This window comes from Bacillus pumilus, from assembly GCF_009937765.1.
Classification (GTDB): Bacteria; Bacillota; Bacilli; order Bacillales; family Bacillaceae; genus Bacillus; species Bacillus pumilus_O.
In genome coordinates this window covers 3559568-3584443 of sequence record NZ_CP047089.1, presented here as the reverse complement: position 1 = coordinate 3584443, position 24876 = coordinate 3559568, and the positions used below count along the sequence as shown (strand labels likewise).

Sequence of the window (24876 nt, the reverse complement as noted above, 5' to 3'; positions counted from 1 at the left end):
GCCCTACACAAATGATTTCTTCACAGGAAATCGTTCGAATTAAAAGGAGGCGGCAGGTGAATGTAAATGAAAGATAAACGGATAGGAGCCAAGCAAGATTATATGAAAGGGATGACGTACCAGCAAATTGCTGATCATTACAATGTCTCAATCCATACCGTGAAATCATGGAAAAGACGATACGGATGGCAAAGGCAAAAAGGTTCATCAAAGCAGGCACACTCGATCTTCAATCAGTTTTTTTCAGATGAAACGATTGAAATCATGGAGAAAATGGGCGGGCGTACATCGCTTGATTTAATCTGGGATCAAATTCAAATTCAATATGCTGCCATTATTCGGGCGCAGCGCATTATGTATGTGTCCGATCAAGATGACATGATCAAAGAGCTGAAAAAGGCGGCATACATGCCTCCTTCATTAGAAGAAACAGTAGAAGGCATTCAACCAGAGCAAGAAATGAGCACAGAAGAATATTCGTTTCAATTTTCATGGGATCGGCATGCTACCTTTTTAAATGCCCAATCCCGTGCGATGGGAGAGCTCAGGCGACTCATTAAACAGTTTGAAGAGCTCGCACATGCGAAGGATGAACGAAGATTAAGGCTAAAGCAAATTGAACTGACCATCGAAAAAACAAAAAAAGCAGTGCGCGAAGAAAAAGAGGAAGATCTTCACATCATGATCAAGCGAAAAGAGGATCACTCATGACGAAGTTGATTGAAAAAGAAGTCAATCCTCACTTTGAACACTTTCTATTCGATTGGAATCAGAAGTTTCAATTTTTAGTAGGCGGCTACGGCTCCTCGAAAAGCTATCACATTGCGTTAAAACTTATTTTAAAGTTACTGGAAGAAAAGCGGACAGCACTTGTCATTCGAGAAGTATATGATACGCACCGCGAATCAACCTTTTCTCTCTTACAAGAGATCGTCAGCGATCTTGGCATCGATCATGTGGTGAAGTGCCGCAGTTCGCCGCTTGCCTTGACGTTTCGAAATGGCAGCAGCATCTTATTCAAAGGACTGGACAAGCCTGAGAAATTAAAATCAATCAACAACATCTCGATCATTTGGATTGAGGAGTGTTCAGAGGTTTCTTATGAAGGCTTTAAAGAGCTGCTGGGAAGGCTGAGGCATCCGTTCTTACCGCTTTATATGATGTTATCAACCAATCCTGTTGGTCAAGATAATTGGACGTACAGACATTTCTTTCGAGATGAACAGCTAAAGCGATTTGTCCTAGATGACGAAACCTTATACAAAAAACGCACCGTTGTGATCAAAGATACGTACTATCATCACTCCACAGCGGAAGATAACCTATTTCTCCCTAAAAGCTATGTGAAGCAGCTGGATGAGCTGAAAGAATACGACCCAGACCTTTATCGAATTGCCAGGAAGGGCTATTTCGGCATCAATGGAACAAAGGTTTTTCCTCAATTCGAGGTACGAAATCATGCTGATGTATTAGAAGCCATTCAACAGATGGATCGTCCGCTAAAACGAGCAGGCATGGATTTTGGATTTGTTGAATCATACAATGCGCTCATTCGATTAGCTGTCGATCATGAAAAAAAGTACTTATATATTTACTGGGAATATTACGACCGCGGGAAAACAGATGATGAAACAGCCGTTGACTTAAAAGAGTTCATTGAATCAAAGGAACTCATCAAAGCCGATGCAGCCGAACCTAAAACCATTCACTATTTCCGGCAGCTTGGATTTCAAATGGTGGCAGCACATAAGTTCCAAGGTTCGCGTTTGCAATATACGAAAAAGATCAAACGGTTTAAGAAAATCATTTGCTCTGATGCTTGTCCGCACACAATCTATGAACTTCAATCACTGACCTATAAGGCAGATAAGGATGGACGTTTAGAGGAAGATGCATTTCAAATCGATCCGCATACATTATCAGCCATCTGGTATGCGCTGGATGATTATGAAGTGACGGATTTGAAACAGACTGCCTCAGAGCGTGTCCGTCCAAACAGAGAGAGGAGGTCCATACAATGAAACAATTGAAAGCAACGATTATGAAGGCAAACATGTCTGATCATACAAAACAAATGTATGCAGATGAATTTTCCTATGAAAAAGATGATATTGTTCCCCCGCCTTACAACATCAATGAATTAAAAAGCATGGCAGAATATTCAACTATTCTTCAGCAATGTATTGATGCGTACAAAACGAATATTTTAGGCTTTGGATTTGGAGTGGAATACGCCTTTGACTTTAATGCAGAAGGTGTAAAACCGGCAAAAAAGAAAGCCGCAGAAAAGGAATGGACAAGACTTGAAGAGTTTACGAAATACATGAACTATGATGAGTCCGCTGATGTGATTCTTGGCTATGTCCTCGAAGACCGAGAGAAAACGGGAAATGGTTTTTTAGAGGTGCTGAGAGATGGACAAGGAAAGCCAGCAGGAATCGAGTATTTAGATGCGCTCCATATCCGCATTTGCAAGCTTAGTGAGCCAGTCGATGTTGAATTCAGTTTCACAGAAAATGGCGAATTGAAGACAATGAATCGAAAGAAACGATTCCGCAAATATGTGCAGGTGATCAACGAAAAGAAAGTCTTCTTTAAGGAGTATGGTGATCCGCGCATTTTGAACTGTGAAACAGGCAAATACGATGACACCACACCAGAGCTGCTTCGTGCAACAGAAGTGATTCATTTTAAAATTGGCAGCGGTACGTATGGGATCCCCCGCTGGATTGGCAACATCGTCAATATGTACGGAGCACGCAAGGCAGAGGAATTGAACTATCTTTATTTTAAACAAGGGCGGCATGTACCAGGTGCCATCATTGTCGAAAATGGGATGCTGTCAGAATCCTCTTATCAGCAGCTTCAAGATTATATGGACGATATTGAAGGATCTGATCATGCACATAAATTTCTATTGCTTGAAGTTGAAGGTCTCCCGACAGAAAAAGGGTTGACGGGAGAAGAAGATGTCTCAAATGTCAAAGTAAACTTCAAATCTCTAGCCGAGATCCTGCAAGAAGATGCGCTCTTTTTAGAATACGATGAAAAAACAAGAAACAAAATCCGCTCGGCGTTTCGCCTTCCGCCAATTTACACAGGTGAGTCTCAAGACTATAACAAAGCGACAGCAGATACCGCGCGTAAAACAACAGAAGAGCAAGTATTTCAGCCGGAACGACATCTCATCACAGGAAAACTCAATACGCTTTTCCTACCGGATCTTGATATGTGGCATGTCCGTTTTCTATTAAATGGTCCTGATTTTAGAGACCCATTAGAGATTGCCAAGGTACTGACGCCATTTATTCAAGCGGGGGCAGTGTCACCTAACGATTTGCGCGATCTAGCAGGAAGAATTCTCGGAAAAACGTTAGAGGAATGGCCTGAGGAACTGTATCACCGACCTTTAGAAAGCCGCATGAAATCAGCTGAAGAAAAGCCTCAATCAGAGCCGGACCAGCTAACGAAATAAACAAAAGCTGTTGCGCTTTTTTGAAAGGGGGTGAACATATGCCAAGAGAACTAAAAAACGCTAAAATTACGCATGTTTCCTACGTGGACAAAGCAGCGAACAAGAAGAAATTCTTTTTGATGAAAGCAAAGAAAAAGCGGCCCGACTTTCAAAAAGAGGTCAGTGTCCTGACAAAGGCAGAAGATGCTCATCGCCTCGTGTACGGTGTCGTGTATGAGCCGAATACGCCTGATGCACATCAAGACTTTATGACAGCGAAGGAAATTGAAAGAGCAGCGCACGGCTTTATGAAGGATGCCCGTCATATTGACAAGCAGCATGATTTTCAGGATGGTGTCGGCGAAGTGGTTGAATCATATATTGCCCCAGCTGACGTTGAAGTGGGCGGGGAGCTCATTCGAAAAGGATCTTGGGTGCTTGTGACAAAGGCCTCCCAAGAGATTTGGGATCAAATTCAAAAAGGCCACATTACAGGCTATTCAATGGCCGGAACGGCGGACATCGTCGCGATAGAAGAACAAGATCAGCTTCTATCTCAAGACACAAATGAGAGAGGGCTTTTTTCTTTGCTGAAAAATTTCTTTTTAAAAGAGGAAGGTGCAAACATGTCACAACCATTTTGGAACATTTTAGACGATCTGCTGGAAGCCTTACAGTCAAGTGATGGTGATGAGGCGGATGTAAGAGCTTCCTTAGAACAGCTCATTCCAATCGTGCAGGACATCCTGAAGACAGAGGATGTACTTCAAGCGATTGGTGAAAGGCCAGCAGACGTACAAAAAGAAGAGTCTGCTTTGACGACGGATCAAGTGCAAGAGCTCGAAAAAGCAAAAAAGGCCATCGAAAACGTCTTGCAGCAGGCTGATCAACAGAAAACAGAACAAACAGGGGAAGAACCTGTCCAAAAAGTGCTCGAACAAGTCGTTGCACCAATTCGTCATCAGCTCTCTTCCTTAGAGAAATCAGCCAGCAGAGAAAAAGCAGCGATGCAGGAAGTGCTTCAGCAGCAGCTTTTGCCTATTTCAGAGCGTATTCACATGCTTGAAAAGGCAAGGGGCATATCAAAACAAACAATCCACGATACACAAAACGACACGACAAAACCCATATGGGATGGCTTACTATAAGCCGATATAAGGAGGAAACAGTGTGAGAAATCAAGAGTTGATTCGCAAGGCCGAAATGACACTTGCCAGCTTAAAAACCGGCGGTCTCATGAACGCAACCCAATCCAACACATTCATTAGAATGATGCAAAACACACCAACCGTTTTAAATGATGCACGCATCATTCCGATGGAAAGTGATTCACAAAAAATTGAAAAAATCGGCTTTGGCCAGCGTATTTTGCGTCCAGCAGAAGAAGGTCAAGCGCTTGATGCAAAAGACCGTGTTGTCCCAGCGACAAGCACTGTCCATCTAAATGCAAAAGAGGTCATTGCAGAAATTCATATGACCTACGACAGCATTGAAAACAATATTGAAAAAGACGGAATTCAGCAGACAATTATGCAAATGCTGGCTGAACGAGCAGCAGTTGATATTGAAGAGCTCATCGTCAATGGAGATACGACTTCATCTGATCCATTTTTAGCCCAAATGGATGGTGTCAGAAAACAAGCAGTCACTCATATTGTGGATGCCAATGGAGCGGAAATTAGCCGCCAAATGTTGAAACAAGCCTATAAAGCAATGCCGTCAAAATATTTACGTGTACCTCAGGATTTCCGATTCTACACATCCCCAAGCTTAGAAGTGGAGTGGAAGGATCAAGTAGCAAACCGCCAGACAACTCTCGGAGATGCGGTGATTCAAGGCGGACTTTCTTCTGCATTCGGTGTACCGGTCAAAGGCCTTGCCAATATGCAGCCATATGACGAAGCGGGAACAGACGTATCAGATATTTTGCTGACACACCCTAAAAATATTATCGTAGGGTTTTCTCGTCATATTCGAATTGAAGTAGAAAAAGATATTCGTAGCCGGAAATTTATTATTGTTCTGACAGCGAAGCTAGACAGCAAATTTGAGGAAGAGGATGCTGTAGCAAAAGTGATGAAAGTGAAAGAGTAGGTGACAGCAGGCCATGATGATTTCTCCTGAAGAACTGCAAGCCTATTCTGTATTTGAGCGTGTGAAAAATCGATCTGTAGAAAGACTGACAGCAGATATTATCGAAGCAGAAGCTGCGGTATTTCAGATCGTAGGTCATGATTTCTCAAGCGAAAAATATCAGCCCCTCCCTGAAAAAGCAAGAATCGCATTATTAAAGATGGCCCAATATTTTGCCATGTTGAATGATGATGAATCTATGATGAAGGGCTTTACGTCAGAAAAAATGGGTGATTATTCATATGCAAAGGCAGCTGATCAAGTAAAAGGCAAACCTTATGTATATGCCCTGCTTGTCGATTACATTGAACCATCATTAACTCGCGGCAGTACCAAATTAAAGGTGAGATCATTATGAGTTATCAATCTCTCTTAACAGACCGCTGTGATCTATTTCACCTTGAACATCAGGAGGCTTCCCGAGGAAAATTCGGGATTCCAGCTGATGACTTACAAATGACGCTTTCCTATCCTGATGCACCTAGCCTGACAGATCTGTCTTGTTATGTCATAGAAAAGAATCAGTCACTTGTGCAAGAAGAGCCAAATACAGTGATTTATCAGTCCTATCTTGTCCATTTCCCTTTAGCAAGTGATATTCGCCTGCATGACAAAATGGTGTGGAACGGCGTCTCACTTAAGTTGCAGCAGCCCAAAATAGTGAAAAATCATCACATTGAAGTGATGGCAGTCAGGAAGGAAAATCTATGAAAATTGATGGACTTGACCGGCTGCTTTCGCAGTTGGAAACAGCGTGTACCGGCGGATTAAAAGCGGAATATCAAGATTGGCTAGAGGACATGGGCCTAGAGCTTTTGGACATCATTCAGGATGAGCTAATCAAGGAAAATGCTGTCGATACAGGCCGGCTTCTTAGCTCCTTTTCGCAAGGAGATAAGGAGAATCATTTTCTCATATCAAAAGGTGGTCTCACGCTTGAAGTGGGAACGCAGCTTGAATATGCCTCCTATGTCAATGACGGACATGCTACTTCTTCAAATGGAGAGCGAAGATGGGTGCCTGGCAGATGGGCCGGCAGCCGCTTTGAATATGATCCGAATGCAAAGACAGGAATGATGCTTGCCTCTCAATGGATAGATGGAAATGGCTACTGGGATCATGCTGTCATGCTTTATGAGCAAATGTTTGAACAATCGCTGGATCGAAAGCTTCAAAGCTGGTTCGATCGACATTTTGGGAGGTGATGAAATGAATCAAGAAGTCGGGGCAATCATGCATTATATTTACACACACTTTCCTGTAAAAATGTATGATCGACTTTTACCAGAGCGTTTTCAAGTGCCATCCGTTTATGTACCGCCTGTAACAGTGATTAGCGGTCCAGATACGGTATCTACGTTTATGAAATCTTATTCTTTGCAAGTGAAAGTGTTTCATATGGATTCAGAAAAAGCGCATAACGCGGTAGAAATCATTGTTGATGCATTGCTTGCTGATCGTCAAATGATTCAGATGATGAGTGAAGATGGAGAGGTGCTTGATGATTATGTCCGCATAAAAAGAGTGGAAACTAGAATGTTAGATCAAGGCGTAGCAGCGATTGTCCTGACGTGGGATAGCAGTTATTGGTACAACCGAGACAAACTAGCAAGCCTTGAAGACATCAACTTTTCAGATGGGGTGATCAAACGTGAGCAAGACTAAAAAAGCAGAGCCCGCTCAAGTAGCTGGCGAAGAAAAAGAATTTGGCTTTTCATTTGAGGCCTTAAAGGAGCACAGTAAGGATCTTTTTGGGGTAAAACCAGAAATCCTTGAAGGTGCTCTTTTTTATATCAAACATCAACCAATTACAAAAACAGAAGCGAAAAAGCACATTGATGCTTTTTTGTCCAAGGAGGTTTAAAGGATGAACGGAGGCACATTTACACCAGGTACAGAGAAAAAGCGTCCTGGCATTTACTTTAATTTTAAAACAACAGCAGAGCAGCGAATTACTTTAGGCGATCGAGGTACGGTGGCACTTCCTCTTGTGATGAGCTGGGGAGAACCAAAAACCTTTATTTCCGTTTCCAATATGGAAGACTTAAATAAAAAGGTTGGACTCAATATTGATGACAAGTCGCTTCTTCTTTTCCGTGAAGCAAAGAAAAAAGCGCAAACAGTCTTGCTTTACCGCTTAAACGAAGGGGAGCCAGCCAAAGCTGAAATCTCAGAAAACTTTGTGGTTACAGCTAATTATGGCGGTCTAAAAGGAAATGAGATCACCATTCAAGTGGCAGAAAATGTACTCGACAGCACCAAACGTGACGTCATTACTTATCTTGGAACAGATATTGTGGATAAGCAGATTGTGACGGATGTCAAAGATCTTGTGAAAAACAAATATGTTCAATTTTCTGGTGAAGGGGAAGCAGTGATCACAGCTGGTGTGGCACTAAGCGGCGGAAAAAACGGTGTGGCAAGTGTCGCAGATTATACAGCTTTCCTAGAAGCAGCAGAAACAGAATACTTTGATGTCATTGCGCTCCCAGTCGATAATAGTGAGCAATTAAAAGCAACCTTCGCTTCGTTTATCGAGCGTCTACGTGATAAGCAAGGACGTAAGGTTCAAGGCGTTGTCGCGAACTATGCAGCTGACCAGGAAGGCATCATCAATGTGACAAGTGGTGTCGTGCTGGAAGATGGAACAGAACTAACACCTGCTCAAACAACAGCTTGGGTCGCAGGGGCTAGTGCAGGTGCAAACTTCAATCAGTCACTCACCTTTGTTGAATACGAAGGAGCAGTGGATACATTAGAACGCCTTGATAATGATCAAGTAGAATACCGATTATCACAAGGGGAGTTCCTCTTCACCTTTGATGCGAGAGACCGCACGGTGAGTGTTGAAAAAGATATTAACTCTTTAACAAGTTTCACAGCTGAAAAGAATCAGCAAATGGCGAAAAACAAAATCATTCGTGTGCTTGATGCCATCAACAATGATTTAACGTTCGAATTAAAAAATCTGATTAAATTACGCAAAGCCAATGGCAATGACATCCCAGCATCCGATGATGGAGTGCAACTTGTGAAAACACTGATTACACAGTATCTCACGCAGCTTCAAGATGGCAGCGGCATTACAGGCTTTAATTCAGAAACAGATATCGTCATCGGTCTCAATGAAGATCGTGATGGATTTATCATCGATCTAGCTGTTCAGCCAGTAGATGCAGCAGAAAAATTCTATTTCAATGTGGAGGTGAAGTAAGATGGCTTTTAAAGCGCAAAATACAATTTCAGGTAAAGAAGGTCGTCTTTTCTTAGAAGGTGAGGAGCTTGCCTTTATCAAAACGTTTGAAGCAAACGTGGAGAAAAATAAATCAGAAGTCAACGTGATGGGCCGAAGAATGACTGGTCATAAAACAACAGGAGCAAATGGAACAGGAACGGCCACATTCTATAAAGTTACATCTCGTTTCGTTCAATTAATGCTCAACTATGTGAAAAAAGGGGAAGATCCTTATTTCACTCTTCAAGCGGTGATTGACGATAAATCATCAGGCCGAGGTACGGAGCGTGTAACATTATTTGATGTCAACTTCGATTCAGCTAAAATTGCTGGACTGGATGTCGATTCAGAAGCACTTGAAGAAGAAGTTCCGTTTACGTTCGAGGACTTTGATCTTCCTGAAAAGCTGAAGAATTCCTTTTAATGAACAAAAGGCATACAAATGACGCAAATAGATGTTGTTTTTATTTTATTCAGCAATATGGTATAATTTTTCATAGTTACAGAGTAGCTACAAAAAAGTGACTGTGTAACCTCAAAAAGTTTCTTAGAAATATGTTTACATGCAAAGTAGTTTGCATAAAATAAAAAGAAGCCAGGATGCGTCAACATCCCGGCAATGTACAATTCGGCCCTTAAGGGGCTGGCTAATCGAATAGGATACTTTAGGATAGACTTCCCTTTTACCTACCAAAGCTCAAGGGGGAGTCTATTTTTTGTCTATATACGTCAACAGGGTTATGATAAATGACCCGAAAGCAAGCATTAACATTAGTGCTTGAAATGTTGACATGAGCATCACCCCCTTCCTATCGGGGGATGAGCCAGACACCCTTGAGCTAGCCGTTCAATTGTACAATTTAAATTATACATGAAAAGATTGGAAAGCACATTCAAAAATGGATGTGCTTTTTTGCATTCAAAAAAACATAACAAAGGGAGTTTTTAAACATGAGCGAAAAACAAACATTTGATCTTTCATTTTTTATGCCAGGACAAACAGTAGAAGCAGAAGAGGTCAAAGTGCCGATTTCTAAGCGTTTTGTTGATAAAAAAGGGAATGTCATTCCTTTTGTTTTTAAAGCCATTACAACTGAACGCATTGATGAACTGGAAAAAGAAAACACGACCTTCAAAAATGTCAAAGGAAGAGGCCGCGTGAAAGACTTAGACAGCCAACGATTCTACGCACGTATTGCCATTGAATCAACGATTTACCCAGATTTCCGCTCAAAGGAACTAAGAGAAGCCTACAGCACACAAGATCCAGTTGAAGTCGCAAAACGTGTATTATCTGTCGGCGGTGAATACGCAAACTGGTTAAACAAGGCAATTGAAATCAACGGATTTGAAGACGAAATTGAAGATTTAGAAGAAGCAGCAAAAAACTAATAAAAGATGGGGATAAAGAAGCCGTGTTTTTATATTACGCCATGCATGAGCTTCACTACTCCCCATCTGAACTCCTAGATTTATATGAATCACCAAGACCGTTTAAAGCACTCCTATTCGGACTCATCAGCTACAAGCTAGACATGCTAGAAAAAGAAGCAAAGAAAGGAGGGAAATAATTGGCGAAACTCACTGCACGATTTGAATTAGAAGACAAAGTATCGAAGAAGCTGCTGCGAATACAAAAGCGATTTCAAACATTTGAGAAGCAGCTCAAACCATTTAGAAAACCGGTAAAAATAAACCTGGATATAGATGACAAGAAATTAAAAAACTTCAGTTTATCGCTTCGGAAAATATCAATGATCTCCATGAGACTGGATCAAGGAATCTTTCGTGATCTGAAAACATTAAATAATCAATTAAATATGCTCCCAAATCACTTGGTCATATCCATTCAAGCGAAGGGGCTAGATGTCATTAAATCCAGCATAAATCGTTTCAAGCAAGCGGGAACAAGCCCAATTATGCTGACATTCAAACTAAATGATCAATTGTCAGGTAAAATGTCATCAATCAAAAAATCTATCTTTCAGCTCATGAACAGAACGTACTATATGAGATTAAACATGGTTGACCAAGCCACCGCTGCAATTCAACGAATCAAAAAGACACTCAAAAGTTTGACGATGTCTAAACACGAAATCAGAGTGTCTGTACAAGACAATGCAAAGAGTAAGTTGAAAAAACGAGATCAAGCAGAGTCGGTTGTGAAAGAACAAAGCATCAAAAAAGAACCTGAGGCTGTTAGTTCGTCAGTGAAAACAGAAGATCCTAAACAGAGCTGGATCCAGAACCTTGCCAATAAGGGATTAAGTGAAATTCAAAAATATGCAGGTGACGTTGCAGATAAAGTGAAGGAAAAATTGAGTCCTAGAAAGTTTTGGGATGAAAAGGCACTTCCTTGGGTTGAAAATAAAATAGAAGAGTACAAGCAAGATGTGATCGGAAGAATTAAAGAGAAGATTAAATTTAATCCTGAAAAAAAACTAGATCAATTGGTGACTAATGTATTAGATCGGTTCTTAGGTGCAAGTGATCAATCAAGTGAAAGTACCACTCAGGCACCAACAACAGCACCAACAACAGCACCAACAACAGCACCAACAACAGTACCAACATCAACACCATCAAATCCAGCTCCTAAAACGAAACCTCAGTCACGAGGTGGAAAAGGCTTGTTTCGCAATAGTTGTTGCCCCTGTTGTGCAAGAGGTTTAAGCAGGGGAGGATCTACTAAAACTAAAAATCGAAATGGTCGCTCACCAAGACAGACAAGAAATCCAAATGCTACATCAAGAACCGAAATGAATAGAAGACCTCCAAGTAGATTAGGGAAACTGAAAACAAATGCAGGTAAATTATTTGGGAAAATCCCTAATGGACTAAAGAAAGGTGCGGGTATCGCAGCTTCAGCTGGTGGACTTAAGGGTTTAGTGAAAGGTAGCAAGGGGTTAAGTGGATTAGGGAAAGCGATGAAAAGTATAGGTAAAGGGAGCGGCAAGTTATTAAAGAAAGTACCTATTCTAGGAAGTGTACTCAGTGCAACAAATCTCATCGGTATGAACAAAGATAATGCTGGTGAAAAGATTGGTACGACTGGAGGCGGCATCGCCGGCGGAATGGCAGGTGCTGCAGCAGGTGCAGCTATTGGAAGCGTAGTCCCAGGGATAGGTACAGCCATCGGTGGTCTAGTAGGCGGCATCGCTGGAAGTATGGGCGGAGAATCTATCGGTGAAACAATTGGAAAATGGTTTGATGGCGGCGGGTTTGAAAAGATTGGCCAAAAAGCCATTGAAATCAAAAATCAAATTATCGAAGTTTGGTCAACAGTCGCGGCTTGGTTCACAGAAAATGTATGGACACCATTAAGCAGTACGGTTGTCACAGTCGCGTCATCCATTTGGTCAAGTTTAGTCAATGCATGGACATGGATACAAGAAACGTTCAGTGCAGTAGCAGGCTGGTTTATTGAAAATGTGTGGACACCGCTCAGCGACACAGTCGTTACGGTAGCAACGACCATTTGGACAAATCTAGTCAATGCGTGGACATGGATACAAGAAACGTTTAGTGCAGTAGCAGGTTGGTTTATTGAAAACGTATGGACACCGCTTAGCGACACAGTCGTTACGGTAGCAACGACTATCTGGTCAAGTTTAGTCAATGCATGGACATGGATACAAGAAACGTTCAGTGCGGTAGCGGGTTGGTTTATTGAAAACGTATGGACACCACTGAGCAGTACAGTTGTTACAGTTGCTACAGGGATTTGGACCGCATTATCAAATGCATGGAAAAAGATACAGTCAATCTTTGGAGTTGTATCGACATGGTTTATGGAAAATGTGTGGAATCCACTTGTAGATACGGTAGGAACCATTAAAGACAGTTTCGCTAAAAAGTTTGAAGAAGCGTATAAATTGGTCACAGATATATGGGATGGATTATCCAAATGGTTTGAAGACAACATTCAAAAGCCGATTGTAAAAGTAGCAGAAGCTATTGGTGATGGGTTTTCTAAAGCATTTGGTTGGGTTAAAAAGATTTTTGACAAAGCAGGCGGTATTGTAGATGTAGTCATAAATTGGATTGTCGGGAAGAAAAAACCCGATCAAAATGCCACAGGCGGCTATATTACCCAGCCAACCTTATCATGGGTCGGTGAAGCTGGTAACGAATTTGTCATTCCAACTCAAAATAACCGAGGACGCGGGAAGATGCTGCTTGCTCAGGCTGCTTCTCATCTTGGAATGTCTGTTATGCCAAGCGGAGCAGCTGGAAATCAAGTGTCAAGTTCTTCAGCTCCTACAGCAGTAGCTTCATCTTCTTCTGTCGGTCCAATAGACGGATCTGTCTCGATGACTGGGAATATTCAAGCCTCCAGCATAGGCGAGCAATTTAATAAGGATTTTGAACAAGGGTTAAATCAAAAAGTGATTACACTTGATCAATGGAAGCAAAAGAATATTCAGCAGCCTTTTGCTCAATTGACCTCAGACTCAAGTAAGTATGGTCAGCAAACAGTTGCTGCTTTTGCGAATGGTCAGCAGGTGACACCAACAGGAACAGACAGCTTTTTGCAAAGTCGTGTAAAAGCACCATACCAGCAAGTGATGACAGCATCACCAACTTGGGGTTCTGGAACGGTTAGTGGTTTTGCCACAGGTCAAAATGCCACATCAGTTGGTACTAGCCAATACGTAGATCAGCACATCAAACAACCTTTTCTACAAGCAAAACAAGACTCACCAGGCTGGGGCTCAGGAATGATGGATGCTTTTAACAACGGCATGCGTTCAAAAGCTAGTGAAGTCACACAAGCTGCCAAAGAAATGGCGAAGAAAGTAGAACAGGCGTTTAGAGAAGAATTAGATATACATTCTCCTTCTCGTGTCATGATGAGTCTTGGAAAATTCGCATCGATTGGAGTCGTCAAAGGTCTTGATTCAGTTGATGTGAAGAAATTCGCAGAGAATCAAGCGGGTTCCTTAATCGGTGCCTTCAGCGGTATGGGGGCTTCGGGTCTTAGTGTTCAGCAATGGCTCATGGCAGCTCTCATGGCAACTGGCACATCGATGAACTGGCTTCCAGGTCTTATGACCATTGCACAGCATGAGTCAAATGGAAATCCGAGAGCGATCAACTTATGGGATTCCAACGCCAAGAAGGGAACGCCTTCTAAAGGCTTAATGCAAACCATTGGACCGACGTTTAACTCCAATAAAGGCAAGGGCATGAATGACATTTGGAATCCAATTCATAATGCCGTAGCTGCCATTAACTACATTAAGGGCAGGTATGGAACAGTCTTCAATACACCAGGATTACGAAGTATGAGAAGAGGCGGGCCTTATAAAGGCTATGCAAATGGTGGACTGATTACTCAGGAGCAAGTTGCTAGAGTCGGTGAAGGAAACAAACGCGAATGGATCATTCCTGAAGAAAGAGGGATACGCGGAAGGTATTTATTAACGCAGGCAGCCAAGGCACTTGGGATGCAAGTATATGATCCAGCAAATGCGTCTGCTCCTTTACCAGAATCACAAATGCAGCAAGTCACCTCAGCTCAGTCTTCTAGTCGAACAGAATCGTCAAGTAATAAGCAAATCACCATTCAATTTAATGGGGATCAGCATTTCCATAATGGACAAGATCAGCAATCGCTTGTCGAAAAAATTAGAGAAATGCTCGTAGATGAACTGGAAGTAGAGCTTCATACAGGAACGAAGGGGGTCGTGATTGATGGGTAAATCAGTGTATCAATTGTGGATTTCCCAAGGAAAGGACAAGTTGCGATTCCCTGTCCTTCCATCCGAACTTGAAATCACAAATAACGTACAAAATGAAACGGTAAAGGTTGCCTCTTTTGGAGAACTAACCTTTATTGATGTCCCATCGGCTAAGCAAGTATCATTCACTTCATTATTTCCTAAGAAATATTCGCCAATTGTTGAATATAAAAGCATTCCATCACCAGAGAATGCGATAGCGAAAATAGAACGAATGATGCGATCAAAGAAGTCGGTGCGGCTCATTGTAACGGGGACAAAAATCAATATGACGTGTAGCATTGAAAGCTTCACTCATAAAGAAGGATCATATGATATTGGCGATCGTGAATTTACGATCGAGTTAAAGGAATACAAAACCGCATCGCCTAGGAAAATCAAACGAAAGAAAAAAGCAAAACAAACGAAAAAGAAAAGGCCTTCAAAAACACCACCAAAAATGTACACCGTCAAAAAAGGGGATACGCTATGGGCCATTTCAGGCAGATTTTATGGCGACAGTACAAAATGGCGGCGTATTTGGAATGCCAATAAATTAGCGATGATTAAACGGAGCAAACGCAATATTAAGCAGCCGGGGCATTGGATTTTCCCTGGACAAAGGTTAAAAATACCACAATAGGGGGGCTGGCATTGATCGAGCTTTTTGCCATCAGAAGCGGCACCATGTATGAGCTTGTCACAGAGAGTGTGACACTTCAGGGGCAAAGGTATCAAGCCCCTCGCTCTATTCAAGCAAATATTATTACTAAACAAGGCAGTCAAACATATTACCGTGTCTCAGAAGGGGACACGGTTCTTTTTAAATGGAAAGGAAAAGAGCTGTTCAGAGGCATTGTGTTTTCTCGGACGCCTGTTGAAGGAAAACTAACCTTTACCGCATACGACATGCTTCAATATTTGGTGAAAAACCAAGATGTCTATGTTTTTTCAAAACAAAGAGCAGATCAAATTTTGAGACGGATAGGGGCTGACTTTCAAATCCCCATGACCTCCATCGCCAATACCGGTCATGTCATAAAATCGCTAGTGTTTAAAAATGATACGAGCCTATATGACATGATTCTGAAAGCATTAAAAGAAACAAAGCGGCAAACCGGCAGAAACTATCAAATCTATTCTGCTAAAGGAAAGATGGGGCTGAGAGCTTGGCCAGATCCAGAGGACGTATGGGTCATTGAATCAGGTGTCAATCTCATTGACTATCAGTACAGTACCTCGATTGAAGAAACAGCCACTCGTGTTAAGCTGCGCACGTCTGCAGATGAACAGGGGAAAAATAAGAAAAAAGGCAGCAAATCAGAGATTGTAGTGGTCGAACAGGATAAAGCAGGTCAGAGTAAATACGGTATTTTACAACATGTTGAGACGGTTACAGGGCAAATCAACCAACCGCAGCTGCAAAAAAGAGCCAAAGTACGGCTGGCAGAGAAAAAAGGCGTGAAACAAGAAGTCAAAAGCATCCAAGCGCTGGGTATTCCTGAACTGCAAAGCGGTCTTCCGATCTATTTGAAAATCCCTGAAATCAACGTGAAAAAAACCTACTGGATCGATCAAGACAAACATGAATTCAGTGGAGTGAAACACACCATGACAATTGATGTCGTTGAGAAAAATTCCATTCCAAAGGGTGATCAAGCGTGAGGTTAAGTGAAGCAATTAAACGATTAGCAGTGAATGCTGTAGATGCCGCCTCCCCAATTGATCTAGTGGTTGGAGAAGTCACGGCAGTTTCTCCTGTAAGCATCCGGTTAAATGACAACCATAAACTGATCATTCCGGAAGAATTACTGATTTGGCCAAAGCGTCTAAATAAGGGTGAGGAGGATGAACTGAAAAGGGGAGACAGCATTATGGTGTTGGCAATGGCAGGAGGGCAATCCTTCTACATCATCGACAAATTGTAAGGGAGGTGATGAACGTGGCACTCTCACCAGAGGAAGAAATTGAAGAAACAGAAGAAGATGAAGAGGTGGAAACCTCGACAACATATCGAATAGATGTTGAAACTGGCAGACTGACAGGTGAAACCATTTCAGGCATTGAAGCAATTCGTCAATTCGTTTATATGACACTTAGGACAGAGCGGTATGCACATCCTATCTACAGCCACGACATTGGTACTGAAATTCAGGAGCTTTTAACGGATACAGAAGCCACGGATGAATACAAAGAAATGGAGATTCCGAGGCTGCTAGAGGAAGCATTGATTGTGGACGAACGGATTGATCATATTGAAGAGATAGAGGTCACAAAGGAAAATGATTCGTTTCATGTCAAGCTAGCGATTGTCACAGATGAAGGCACATTAGAAATAGAGGAGGTGATGGAGAGCGATGTTTGAGGAACAAACGTACGAAGCACTCATGGAAAGAATGCTAGACAGACTGCCAGATGACATAGATAAAAGAGAAAACAGCGTCATTTGGAATGCCTTGGCACCTGCTGCCGCTGAATTGGCACAGTCCTATATTTGGCTTGATCAAGTATTCGAGCTGGTCTTTGCAGATACAGCACAAGGAGAGTTTTTAGATAGACGGGCTGCTGAAGTAGGAATTGAAAGAAAACCAGCAACTAAAGCGGTTTGGTCCGTAGCCATTCAGCCAGAGGATATCAACATCCCAGCTGGCTCCCGGTTTTTTATTGAAGACGTCTATTTCCAATATTCGAACGATGGCACGCTAGAATGCGAGACACCTGGCAAAGTCGGCAATGGTCAATTAACAGATCAGCCGCTGCTTTCACTTGATACAATTCCGGGGCTTGAATCAATTATCATGAAAGATTTGGTGATACCCGGACAAGAGGAAGAAGATGACGCTTCGTTATACGATCGTTACTTAATACGTGCTAGGCGGGAGGCTGTCAGTGCCAACAAGGCGCACTATAAAAAATGGGCTGAGGAAGTGGCAGGTGTTGGCAGAGCGAAAGTATTCCCGCTTTGGAATGGAGAAGGCACAGTCAAAATTGTCATCACAGACGGCAATCTAGATATCGCATCAGATCTGCTTGTTAAAAGAGTACAGGAATATATTGACCCAGTGCCAGGCGAAGGAGAAGGACAAGCGCCTATCGGTTCAAAAGCGACCGTCGAAAGCGCCAAATGGCTGGACATTGACATAGAAGTAGCGGTCGAACTTCAAATGGACTGGACCCTTGAAGGAGCGCAGAAAGAAATAGAAGAAAAGGTCAAAGCGCTGTTGAAATCAATCGCATTTGAAAAGAGTACCATTCGAATGTCCGCATTAAATGATATTTTGTACCATTCAGAAAGTGTATCAGATTATGCAAACGTATTATTGAATGGGGAGTCAAAAAACTTAGTATTGCAGGACATTGAGATACCGCGTCTGAGGCAGGTGAAGGTTATTGAGCAAACAGGATGAAATGAAAAATTACTTGCCGCCATATTTTACAGAGATTTATGAAGTCGATCACCTGCTCAAAACAGAAGCGCCAGAGTTTGAGCAATTGGATGAATCCGTTTTCGATTTGACGGATCAGTTCTTCCCTTTGACAGCGACATGGGGCTTGAATAGATGGGAAAGAATGCTGAAGGTGCAGCGAGAATCAGATGATTCCATTGAACTTCGCAGAGCACGTTTACTCAATATGATGTCAAACATTCCACCGATCACGTATCTTTCTTTAGAGAAATCGGTGAATCGTTTTCTGAAAAATCCAAGTGCCATCATTCGTCTGACCACCAATCGCTACCATTTCGCCTTACGAGTCAATTTAGATGATCTGCAAAACACTAGATATATTGTAGACATACTTGAAACGTTAAAGCCAGCTCATTTGGCGTATACGTTCACTGCATTTCATCATACCGATGTACATGAAAAAAATGAACATCACGTGAGGCTCACACTGCGAAGCAGAGTGGGTTTTTTCGATCATATCCCGATTTTACTCAATGGTGAATTCGTTTTAAATGGTACGTTTTATCTGAGCGGGACAAGAGGTACAGCAGAGGTTCCGACTCGTTTTCGGCATTCGTTGAAGTTGAGAATGCCGCTTCAGCATAGTACGGAGAACGCATATCGAATGAATTATGTCATGACTGGAGCGGTACATGAAACGAAGCAAGGAGCGGCATTCACTGTACGCACAAAAAATCAGCTCCAGCAACAAACCAAGAAGAAGATGACGTTCCGTCTGCCAGTACATGTCCAAACTGAGCAAGGTGGAAGCTTACTGATCAAGAATCACTACTGGATTCTCGATGGATCTGTTCCGCTGGACGGATCAAAAATGCTAGCAGCTACTTCTCAAAAAATAGAACTATAAGGAGGATCACAATGGCTGATCAATTAACCGTAACAACACTATATGCACGTCAACAAATGGCAAAGGCAAGAGCAGAAGGAACAAAACTCACAAAAGTCGTCAAAATGGCATTTGGAAATGGCGGGACGAAGGATGGGAAACCGATCTCACTAGACGGCACTGAACAAAAACTCAAAAAAGAACTCGTCCAAAAAGAGATTGATTCATTTACCTTCATGGAACCAGCAAAAATCCGCTACACCTGCACGATCGCCGAAGGAGAACTTGCAGGAGAAGTCATCAACGAACTAGCACTTGTCGACGAAGCCGGCAAATTCACCGCCGTCCGCACCATGACAGACAAACAAAAAGACGGCGACATCGAATTTGTTTTTGAGATTGATGATATTTATTAAAGGGGGAATTTAAATGGATCTAAATAAGCCGAAAACATTTGAAACGACTGATAAAGCTCATGCTGACTTATTTAATGAAATGGTTCAAACCTTGCTTAAAAACGACAATGGTCTGTTAGAGCAGCTTACCAACCATACACAAGATACGAACTCACATGCATCTGAAGAAGAAAAGAAAAAATGGAATGACTCGCAGATTTATAAAATAACTGCAGATAACGGTATGCAGCTTATCAATGTCTCAGCGGATTCAAAAATATTTGATGCAATTAAGGATAAAGGTACATGTACATTTTACGCAGCTCCTGGAGTGGAAGATTCTCCAACATCGTCAAATATATCACTGAGAGGTATGCAAATAGTAGGTCAAGATAATATTGGGGCAGGTTTTGCGGTAGATATATCTGGGAATTCTTACAGTTTTTACTACAATTCTGGTCACACTACAATTACGTGGACGCCTCTACCAAATATATCGGATTTAAACAAATGGAATGGAAGCCAGTTGATTAAAATTACAAATGATACTGGGGGAGTACGTGTATCTGTAGGAGCGACAGAAAATTTATTAGATAAGTTAACTGAAACAGGAAAAACATTTGGTACATTTTATTCTCCTGCTGGTGTACAAGAGAATCCCTCAGCACTGGCTTCTCGCGGTTTTTATCATTTTACTTCATCTGACAGTAACAACAGAGGTACGTTTGGATGGGTTATTGCAATAGACTATAAAAATAACATGTTTACAAATTATCTTGACTTGAATCTAGGTTGGCAAGGTTGGAGACGTAGTCTTACTGAAGCAGATCAAGAAGTAACGTGGACCACACCTAGAATAATAAATGGATGGAAACTATATAGTACAAGTTCTTTACCGGTTCGGTTTAGTAAAAACGCTTTAGGAGAAGTCGAAATTAATGGAGCTGTTAGAGATGGACCATTAGGGGAAATTCCTGTTTTTGTTTTACCTGAAGGCTACCGTCCAAAGCAACCTGTTTATTACGTTGGAGTGGCCTCTAGCCTCGGAACTTCTGGAACACCGCAATATCATAGGACATTGATCACAACTGATGGACGAGTGTGTGTGCAATTATCTTCTAACACAGTAAATCCAACAGAATTTATTGCGTTTTTAATAAAATTTAGTACGTTATAGGAGGTAATAATATGTGGATTTATAAATATGATGATCAATTTATCTATGTTCCAGGTGAAGAAAAACTCTTAAATGAACATGATAATATCCCTGAAGGTTTTACAGATGTACCACCTCCAGTTGAATCGTATATTGCAAAATTTGATGCTAAAAAAAATCAATGGGAGGAAACAGCCACGCAAGAGTATATGAATAGTTTTAAAATAAAGCCTTTACCTAATGATCTTGAAATATTGAAGAAGCAAATTGCATTTTTAACAAAACAAATGACACACATATTACGAGACATAGAAGAGTTAAAACTACTATAAAAATTCACGAGGATCTTTGTTTTCATTAGTAATGTATAAGGGGGAGGATTATGGTTTTAAAAACACCGCGTTCTTTTGAGATAAATGATAAGGCACATGCAGAGTTATTTAACAATATGATGCAGATATTGCTTGAAAATGACACGGAACTTTTAGCGCAAATCCGTCATCATGAAGAGGATATAGATCCTCATATATCTGGTTCAGAAAAGAAGAAATGGAATGAATCCCAGCTATATAAACTGACAAATGATAACGGGTCCCAATTGATTAATATCCCTGCTGGTGGCAGTATCTATGAGGAAATTAAAGCGCTAGGTGCCTGCTCATTCTATGCCCCAGGAGGATCTGGAGTAGTTGATTCTCCTGCTATTGGGAACGCTGCATTAAGAGGCTTCCAGCTTGTAGGACAAAATAATATTGGTGTAGGAATCGCAATTGACACATTAGGCAATGCATTTTATTTTTCCTATTATGTAAAAGACATTGGAATCAACTGGGGGCAAATGCCGACTCAAAATGAAAAAAACAAATGGGATGCAGGTCAACTGTCTAAAATTACTGCTGACGATGGAAAAGCTTTTGAAAGAATTAATGCAGACGATCCTAGTATTTTGGATAAACTCATCAAATTACCAGGCGTGCATTCTTGGTATATCCATGAAGCACACCCCGACCTTCCGACAAGAAGTTCAATGAGGGCTTTATCAGTCTTTAGTGAAAATACCTATGGATGGATTATTGGGGCAAATAATACAGGTGATGTGTACATCAATCGTTCCACGACAGATGTTTCGGGTACTCAGCAAGAATGGAGCGGTTGGAAGAGGTTAAACGAGCACCCGTTATTGAAGGCGAATGGGAATAGAATGCTTATTCCTACTGGTACAGATATACTCACCCTGCCCTCTGGTTTTTATTATGTCTCTGGAACGAACGCAATGAATATGCCATCCACGACCGATGCTTCGTGGTTTAATGTAGATATTTTAGAAACGGGAAATAACCGTAAAACATTTCATGTGAGTCGAAGCTACGATAATAGCCATTGGTATGGCACTACTCATACAGATGGGATTTTCAGAGGCTGGAAACGGATATTGACAGTGGAGGATATGTCAAATACTTCTTTTGTTGATTCATATGATCAGAATAATTCTTCAGTTGTAGCCTCTGAAAATATTCCAACAAAACTACTTTTTGGAGATACAAGATCAGATGATTTGGGCGAATATGATCGTTCACGGTCTGAAATTACTTTGAAAAATAGCGGATTATATTTAATAAGACTTTATTTGACAAGTACGAATATTCCGGTTGGATCAGATAGTATTATCTCATGCTACGTGAATGGATCAGAATATCAACGCTTTGGAAATTGGAATCCAGTTATTTCATCCAGTGTCTATGTGATGTTCCTTCAACAAAAATTTAAAGCAGGAGATAAGTTAACCTTTTATATTACTCCCAAAAATACTGGAAGAACCATTACGGTTGGAACAGCTTACGTTACCTTATCTCAATTGAGATGGTAAATCAGGAATGGAAAAATTGGTGCAATGTGGATAATTTATCTCGGGAAGAAGGTGATTCCAATGGAAGTAGATGTCGTACAAAACTTAATGACACAAGGCCCATTTGCCGTTCTCTTTTGCTGGATTCTGTTTTATGTTCTCAACACAACGAAGGAACGAGAAAATAAGCTCAATGCACAAATCGAGGCACAAAATGAAGTGTTAGCAAAGTTTAGTGAGAAATATGACGTCGTCATCGACAAACTCGATAAAATTGAACGGAATTTAAAATAGGAGGAAACATCATGAAAACATTCGACAAAGGCACTGTGATTCGCACAGTGCTTCTTTTTATTGCACTCATCAATCAAACGCTTGTCATGTTTGGGCAGACGGTGCTGCCGATTAGTGAGGAGCAAGTACAAACAGCTGGTGAGGCGCTATATGTAGCAGGTTCCACCATATTTACGATGGTGACAGCCATTATCGCTTGGTTTAAAAACAATTATGTGACCTACAAAGGTCATTTACAAAAAGATACCCTGAAACAAAGAGGGCTAACAAAATAAATGTATAGTTGCGCTGACTTCCTTCTTCGTATATCCTAAAATTGGAGTTGGAGGGAAGCCAGTTGTTAGAAAAAGATTTGAAATTAAGTAATATAAAGGGCTTGTTGATTTTTCTAGTTGTTTTTGGACACTTAATAGAACTCAATAAACAGAATTATTATCAGCTTTTTGTGTTTATTTACGCTTTTCATATGCCGCTTTTTATTTTTATCAGTGGGTATTTAGCTAAAAGAATGAAAATAAGTAAAATGATGAATCTATTTCTTTTATACATTATATTTCAGTCGTTTTTTGACTGGTTTCTTTATTTTATAGGAGAATATAAAACCCTATCCTTTCATTATGGTAAGCCGCAATTTCATTTGTGGTATATCGTAAGTATGCTCTTTTGGTATGCACTAGCTTGGGGATTATCAAAGTTAAGACTAAGTTTAATAGGGAAATTAAGTATTTTTATTATAATATTCATTGTCTGTTTTATTTCACGCCAGTACACAGGTGTGATCGTAGATACAGTGAAAGAGGTTTATCCGAATTTTACATCTTACACTCTTAGTTATCAAAGGACAATTTCATTTGCACCCTTCTTTTTTGCTGGCTTTTTTATGACAAAGGAAAGCTTGAATGCTGTTTATAAGATTGTAAAACCCTCAATGGCAAAGGTGTTACTCATAGTGACAGGATCATTAACAATTTTATTGATTGAGTTCACACCAAACTTAGAGTGGCTATTTCGCGGCAGCTTTGGAATAAAAAGATTTTTGACTCATGATGAAAGTTATTTAATGAAAATACTCCTTCATTATCTCTTGTCAGCTTGGATATGTTTGCTTGTTCTTATCGCAGTAAATAGTAAGAAGAGCATTCTGACAAAGTGGGGAGATTATTCACTAGGAATTTTCTTGTTCCATCCTGTTTTTGTGTTTATATTAAGAAAGACGGAATTCATGAATGAATGGAGCGGAGATACTCAACTTGTTTTTTATTTCGCACTAGCATTTATCATTGTGAGTTGTCTAGGCTCCAATCTTTTTGCGGCAGTCAGTTGGTTCATCACTTCCCCATATAATACAATCAAAAAATTAACATCTTTATTAAAACCAAAAGCAAAAGAAAAAAATACAAATTTCTAAGTCCCTTAGCAGGGGCTTTTTTTAATATTCAATACACTAATCAAAGGAGAAAGAACATGGCTGAAAAAATTGGATTGCAAACTCTTATAGACCGTTCCATTAGAAATATGGGTTCCGGCATTCACAAGATTGTAAAAGAAAGCGCAATTGAAATGATCAAACAAGCATACAAAGAAGGTATCTTTGTTCAGATTACTTCTGGCTACCGTTCGTTTGCAGAACAAAATAAGCTTTACGCTCAAGGTCGTACCGCTCCTGGGAAGATTGTCACCAACGCTAAAGGTGGTCAATCAAATCACAACTATGGTTTAGCGATTGATTATGTTCTATTAAGTGCGGATGGAAAAAAAGCGCTTTGGACAGTTAACGAGAAATGGCGCCGAGTAGCGCAAATCGGGAAATCACTAGGATTTTCGTGGGGCGGAGACTGGAAGAGTTTTAAGGATTACCCACACCTTGAAATGATGGGCAGTTTGACTTTAACACAGCTTCAAGCGGGTAAACGACCTTTCTTGGTGTCATTTTTATCAAACAAAGTTTCTGAAAAGCCAATTAAGACAAAGCCACTTGAAAAGCTATTAGAAAATGGTTCGATAAAATCTAAAACAAGTACATCTGAAAAGTCAGTCATCTTGCCATCTGGCATCTTAAAAATAACCAAGCCCTTAACAAAAGGATCACAAGTCACGGCCGTGCAAAAAGCCTTATCCTCCCTCTATTTCTACCCAGACAAAGGGGCAAAAAACAACGGGATTGATGGCTATTATGGACCAAAAACGGCGAATGCGGTCAAACGGTTCCAGCTCATGAATGGTCTAGCGGCAGACGGTATATACGGTCCGAAGACGAGGAACAAAATGGAACAATTGTTGAAAAAGTGATGATTCATAAAGTGCTATCAGCAGGAGAATGGATTTTCCCTTGCTGATAGTTAACAAA

The 24876-nt window shown here is 41.0% G+C and carries 30 protein-coding genes; 29 read left to right on the top strand and 1 reads right to left on the bottom strand.

The window, feature by feature from the left end:
* Positions 1-66 precede the first annotated feature (66 nt).
* The 12 genes from terS to GPS65_RS17980 are packed head-to-tail and all read left to right on the top strand — an operon-like array spanning position 67 to position 9246.
* Positions 67-711, top strand: a complete 645-nt coding sequence (gene terS / locus GPS65_RS18035; protein WP_012011051.1) for a phage terminase small subunit — start codon at positions 67-69, stop codon at positions 709-711.
* Entirely contained in the window at positions 708-2021 is a 1314-nt protein-coding gene (locus GPS65_RS18030) for a PBSX family phage terminase large subunit (protein WP_088002009.1), read from the top strand. Before terS ends, GPS65_RS18030 begins: the two co-directional genes overlap by 4 nt.
* A complete protein-coding gene (locus GPS65_RS18025; RefSeq protein WP_088002011.1) occupies positions 2018-3475 on the top strand; it encodes a phage portal protein in 1458 nt (485 codons plus the stop codon). The genes GPS65_RS18030 and GPS65_RS18025 overlap by 4 nt, the downstream gene beginning before the upstream one ends.
* Positions 3476-3513: 38 nt before the next feature.
* Entirely contained in the window at positions 3514-4602 is a 1089-nt protein-coding gene (locus GPS65_RS18020) for an XkdF-like putative serine protease domain-containing protein (RefSeq protein ID WP_144459843.1), read from the top strand.
* 22 nt (positions 4603-4624) lie between these two features.
* The gene (locus GPS65_RS18015; protein WP_088002015.1) at positions 4625-5548 is read left to right on the top strand and encodes a phage major capsid protein; all 924 of its coding nucleotides are present in this window, start codon (positions 4625-4627) and stop codon (positions 5546-5548) included.
* A 13-nt stretch (positions 5549-5561) separates the two neighbouring features.
* Complete coding sequence (gene yqbG / locus GPS65_RS18010; protein WP_012011046.1) at positions 5562-5945, top strand: protein YqbG; 384 nt, start codon at positions 5562-5564, stop codon at positions 5943-5945.
* The gene (locus GPS65_RS18005) at positions 5942-6298 is read left to right on the top strand and encodes a YqbH/XkdH family protein (RefSeq protein ID WP_012011045.1); all 357 of its coding nucleotides are present in this window, start codon (positions 5942-5944) and stop codon (positions 6296-6298) included. Before yqbG ends, GPS65_RS18005 begins: the two co-directional genes overlap by 4 nt.
* Positions 6295-6792, top strand: a complete 498-nt coding sequence (locus GPS65_RS18000) for an HK97 gp10 family phage protein (RefSeq protein WP_012011044.1) — start codon at positions 6295-6297, stop codon at positions 6790-6792. The genes GPS65_RS18005 and GPS65_RS18000 overlap by 4 nt, the downstream gene beginning before the upstream one ends.
* A 4-nt stretch (positions 6793-6796) precedes the next feature.
* A complete protein-coding gene (locus GPS65_RS17995) occupies positions 6797-7252 on the top strand; it encodes a hypothetical protein (RefSeq protein ID WP_012011043.1) in 456 nt (151 codons plus the stop codon).
* Positions 7239-7451 carry a YqzN/YkzM domain-containing protein gene (locus GPS65_RS17990; RefSeq protein ID WP_012011042.1) on the top strand — a complete coding sequence of 71 codons (213 nt, stop codon included), beginning with the start codon at positions 7239-7241 and terminating at the stop codon, positions 7449-7451. Before GPS65_RS17995 ends, GPS65_RS17990 begins: the two co-directional genes overlap by 14 nt.
* A 3-nt stretch (positions 7452-7454) precedes the next feature.
* Complete coding sequence (locus GPS65_RS17985; protein WP_012011041.1) at positions 7455-8801, top strand: phage tail sheath family protein; 1347 nt, start codon at positions 7455-7457, stop codon at positions 8799-8801.
* A gap of 1 nt (position 8802) precedes the next feature.
* On the top strand, positions 8803-9246 hold the full coding sequence (locus GPS65_RS17980; RefSeq protein ID WP_003213309.1) for a phage tail tube protein: 444 nt from the start codon (positions 8803-8805) through the stop codon (positions 9244-9246).
* Between the two features lie 285 nt (positions 9247-9531).
* On the opposite strand, the gene GPS65_RS17975 is transcribed toward GPS65_RS17980, so the two are convergent.
* Positions 9532-9621: a putative holin-like toxin gene (locus GPS65_RS17975; RefSeq protein ID WP_080772987.1), complete on the bottom strand. Its 90-nt coding sequence runs from the start codon at positions 9619-9621 to the stop codon at positions 9532-9534.
* A gap of 152 nt (positions 9622-9773) precedes the next feature.
* Here GPS65_RS17975 and GPS65_RS17970 point away from each other — a divergent pair, with 152 nt between their 5' ends.
* The 17 genes from GPS65_RS17970 to GPS65_RS17890 all read left to right on the top strand — a co-directional run bounded on the left by GPS65_RS17970 (position 9774) and on the right by GPS65_RS17890 (position 24818).
* Positions 9774-10214, top strand: a complete 441-nt coding sequence (locus GPS65_RS17970) for a phage tail assembly chaperone (RefSeq protein WP_012011040.1) — start codon at positions 9774-9776, stop codon at positions 10212-10214.
* A gap of 41 nt (positions 10215-10255) precedes the next feature.
* The gene (locus GPS65_RS17965; protein WP_088002055.1) at positions 10256-10393 is read left to right on the top strand and encodes a hypothetical protein; all 138 of its coding nucleotides are present in this window, start codon (positions 10256-10258) and stop codon (positions 10391-10393) included.
* Positions 10394-14527, top strand: coding sequence for a transglycosylase SLT domain-containing protein (locus tag GPS65_RS17960; RefSeq protein WP_012011038.1), 4134 nt, complete (start codon positions 10394-10396; stop codon positions 14525-14527). It begins immediately after the preceding gene.
* Positions 14520-15188 (top strand): LysM peptidoglycan-binding domain-containing protein, encoded by a 669-nt coding sequence (locus GPS65_RS17955; protein ID WP_012011037.1) that lies wholly within the window; start codon positions 14520-14522, stop codon positions 15186-15188. The genes GPS65_RS17960 and GPS65_RS17955 overlap by 8 nt, the downstream gene beginning before the upstream one ends.
* A gap of 11 nt (positions 15189-15199) precedes the next feature.
* Complete coding sequence (locus GPS65_RS17950; RefSeq protein WP_012011036.1) at positions 15200-16210, top strand: XkdQ/YqbQ family protein; 1011 nt, start codon at positions 15200-15202, stop codon at positions 16208-16210.
* Positions 16207-16473, top strand: a complete 267-nt coding sequence (locus tag GPS65_RS17945; protein ID WP_012011035.1) for a DUF2577 family protein — start codon at positions 16207-16209, stop codon at positions 16471-16473. The genes GPS65_RS17950 and GPS65_RS17945 overlap by 4 nt, the downstream gene beginning before the upstream one ends.
* A 14-nt stretch (positions 16474-16487) precedes the next feature.
* Entirely contained in the window at positions 16488-16910 is a 423-nt protein-coding gene (locus GPS65_RS17940; RefSeq protein WP_012011034.1) for a DUF2634 domain-containing protein, read from the top strand.
* Positions 16903-17952, top strand: a complete 1050-nt coding sequence (locus GPS65_RS17935) for a baseplate J/gp47 family protein (RefSeq protein WP_012011033.1) — start codon at positions 16903-16905, stop codon at positions 17950-17952. Before GPS65_RS17940 ends, GPS65_RS17935 begins: the two co-directional genes overlap by 8 nt.
* Positions 17936-18859: a YmfQ family protein gene (locus GPS65_RS17930; protein ID WP_012011032.1), complete on the top strand. Its 924-nt coding sequence runs from the start codon at positions 17936-17938 to the stop codon at positions 18857-18859. Before GPS65_RS17935 ends, GPS65_RS17930 begins: the two co-directional genes overlap by 17 nt.
* An 11-nt stretch (positions 18860-18870) precedes the next feature.
* A complete protein-coding gene (locus GPS65_RS17925; protein ID WP_012011031.1) occupies positions 18871-19254 on the top strand; it encodes a phage tail-collar fiber domain-containing protein in 384 nt (127 codons plus the stop codon).
* A gap of 13 nt (positions 19255-19267) precedes the next feature.
* Positions 19268-20410, top strand: coding sequence for a hypothetical protein (locus GPS65_RS17920; protein ID WP_119125292.1), 1143 nt, complete (start codon positions 19268-19270; stop codon positions 20408-20410).
* An 11-nt stretch (positions 20411-20421) separates the two neighbouring features.
* A complete protein-coding gene (locus tag GPS65_RS17915; protein ID WP_119125291.1) occupies positions 20422-20721 on the top strand; it encodes a hypothetical protein in 300 nt (99 codons plus the stop codon).
* Between the two features lie 50 nt (positions 20722-20771).
* Entirely contained in the window at positions 20772-22256 is a 1485-nt protein-coding gene (locus tag GPS65_RS17910) for a hypothetical protein (protein WP_238389114.1), read from the top strand.
* 60 nt (positions 22257-22316) lie between these two features.
* Positions 22317-22529: a BhlA/UviB family holin-like peptide gene (locus tag GPS65_RS17905; RefSeq protein WP_012011023.1), complete on the top strand. Its 213-nt coding sequence runs from the start codon at positions 22317-22319 to the stop codon at positions 22527-22529.
* An 11-nt stretch (positions 22530-22540) separates the two neighbouring features.
* Positions 22541-22804, top strand: a complete 264-nt coding sequence (locus tag GPS65_RS17900) for a phage holin (RefSeq protein WP_012011022.1) — start codon at positions 22541-22543, stop codon at positions 22802-22804.
* Between the two features lie 62 nt (positions 22805-22866).
* The gene (locus tag GPS65_RS17895; RefSeq protein ID WP_012011021.1) at positions 22867-23937 is read left to right on the top strand and encodes an acyltransferase family protein; all 1071 of its coding nucleotides are present in this window, start codon (positions 22867-22869) and stop codon (positions 23935-23937) included.
* A 56-nt stretch (positions 23938-23993) separates the two neighbouring features.
* Positions 23994-24818 carry a peptidoglycan-binding protein gene (locus GPS65_RS17890; protein ID WP_012011020.1) on the top strand — a complete coding sequence of 275 codons (825 nt, stop codon included), beginning with the start codon at positions 23994-23996 and terminating at the stop codon, positions 24816-24818.
* The last annotated feature ends 58 nt before the right edge of the window (positions 24819-24876 follow it).